The sequence below is a fragment of the Archangium sp. genome (assembly GCF_036389735.1).
In the GTDB taxonomy this organism is placed as follows: Bacteria; Myxococcota; Myxococcia; order Myxococcales; family Myxococcaceae; genus Archangium.
Genome location: NZ_DASVWK010000160.1, coordinates 1 through 1,600, shown reverse-complemented (window position 1 = coordinate 1,600; position 1,600 = coordinate 1). Strand labels below are relative to the sequence as shown.

Genomic DNA, 1,600 nt, shown 5'->3' with positions numbered 1-1,600 from the left:
TCGTCCGGCCGGAGACTCCGTCCGGCTCGTCCGAGCCGCCCGTGTTGACCCCGTCGCGGCCCTCCACGTCGCATTCCGTCGTGACGGCCCCGGCCCGGCCCTCGCTGCCTCACCCGGAGCCCATGGTTCATGAGGAGCCCGAGGCCGAGGAGGTGGAGCAGCGGACCACCGCCTCCCCTGGCAGGGCCCAGCGCTCCGCCCCCGCGCGGCAGCAGCCGCCCGCGGCGTCTGGCAACAACCGCCTGGCGCTCATCGCGGCGCTCGCCGCCCTGGCGGTGGTGCTCGTGGGTGTGGTCGGGGTCTTCCTCAAGATGCGGCCGGAGCCCACCGGCTTCATCCTGGTGCGGCTGGCCTCCGAGGTGCGCGGCCCCATCCAGGTGAACGTCAACGGGAACGTGCTGGACGTGAAGTCCTGGCCCCTGCTGCACCAGGTGAAGGCCGGCCCGGGCCTGGTGCTGATCAGCGCCGATGGTTACAAGGACTTCACCCAGCAGGTGGTGATCGAGCAGGGGACGACGCCCACCTCGCTGGAGGTGAAGCTGGAGCGCAAGGTCCAGGTGGGGCGCGTGGTCATCGTCACCCAGCCGCCGGACGCGGAGCTCCAGGTGGGGGGCAAGGTGGTACGCCCGAGGGGTGACAGCTCGACGTACATCGGCGAGCTGGAGGCCGGTACCCCGGTGGTGGTGGCCGCCAGTGCCCCGGGCTTCAAACCCGCCCAGCAGAACATCGAGCCGGCCGCGGGTGAAAAGCCGATGAACGTGCAGCTCAAGCTCGAGCCGGATGGCTACGAGGTGGAGGTGCTGTCCGTGCCCTCGGGGGCCACCATCCTCGCGGGGGGCAAGGAGCTGGGCACCACGCCGGCCCGGCTGAAGCTGCCGCTCACCGTGAAGCAGATGAGCCTCAAGCTGCGCTGCCATGACGACGTCGAGGTGGACGTGACTCCCGCCTCCGGTGGCTCTCCCGCCACGGTGAGGGAGCGGCTGAAGAAGCAGCGCGGCTGCCGTTAGTTGATCAGACACAGGCGCCCCCCCGGCCCAGGTCGGGGTGGGCGGGAGGGGTGTGCCCATGACCAAGTCGCGCAAGGCCAATCCGGCGGATCCACTCGCGGGGTTGCCCGCCTGGGCCCGGAAGCTGGCCCAGAAGTACTACACGAAGACCGTCAGCACCTTCCTCCTGTACGGAGCGGTGCGGGACCTGCAGCCCACCACCGGGGAGGACGGCGGCCGGAGCTTCGGGCCCCTGCGCACCTTCCTCTCCGAGGAGCTGTTCGGCGGGCGCGACCACGTCCTCTTCTATGACCGCTCGTCCGGCATCCGCTCCTCCTCTCCGGAGACGCAGAAGGAGATGCAGCGGACGATGGTCGGCTACGACGCGCTCTATGGCACCGACTACGCCAAGAGCCTGCCGAGGGATCCGGCCCGGGCGCTCCAGATTCTGGAGAACTTCCTGCGGATGCGCGTGAGCGAGGGCAAGTCGCTGGCGCTCGTCATCGACTTCGCCGAGACGCTGGTGCCGGGCGGGGAGATGAGCCACCTGTCGGCCGAGGACCGCTTCGTGCTGGCCACGCTGGAGAAGTGGGCGCACGACCCGCAGTTCCTCG

1 protein-coding gene and 1 pseudogene are annotated in these 1,600 nt (G+C 70.3%); both read left to right on the top strand.

What is annotated here, in order from left to right; genetic code table 11:
• The coding region (locus tag VF794_RS06075) for a PEGA domain-containing protein (protein ID WP_331108234.1) at positions 1-1,007 on the top strand (1,007 nt) is incomplete at its 5' end.
• Positions 1,008-1,065: 58 nt separating this feature from the next.
• A pseudogene (locus VF794_RS06070) lies at positions 1,066-1,600 on the top strand (AAA family ATPase); the annotation flags it as partial.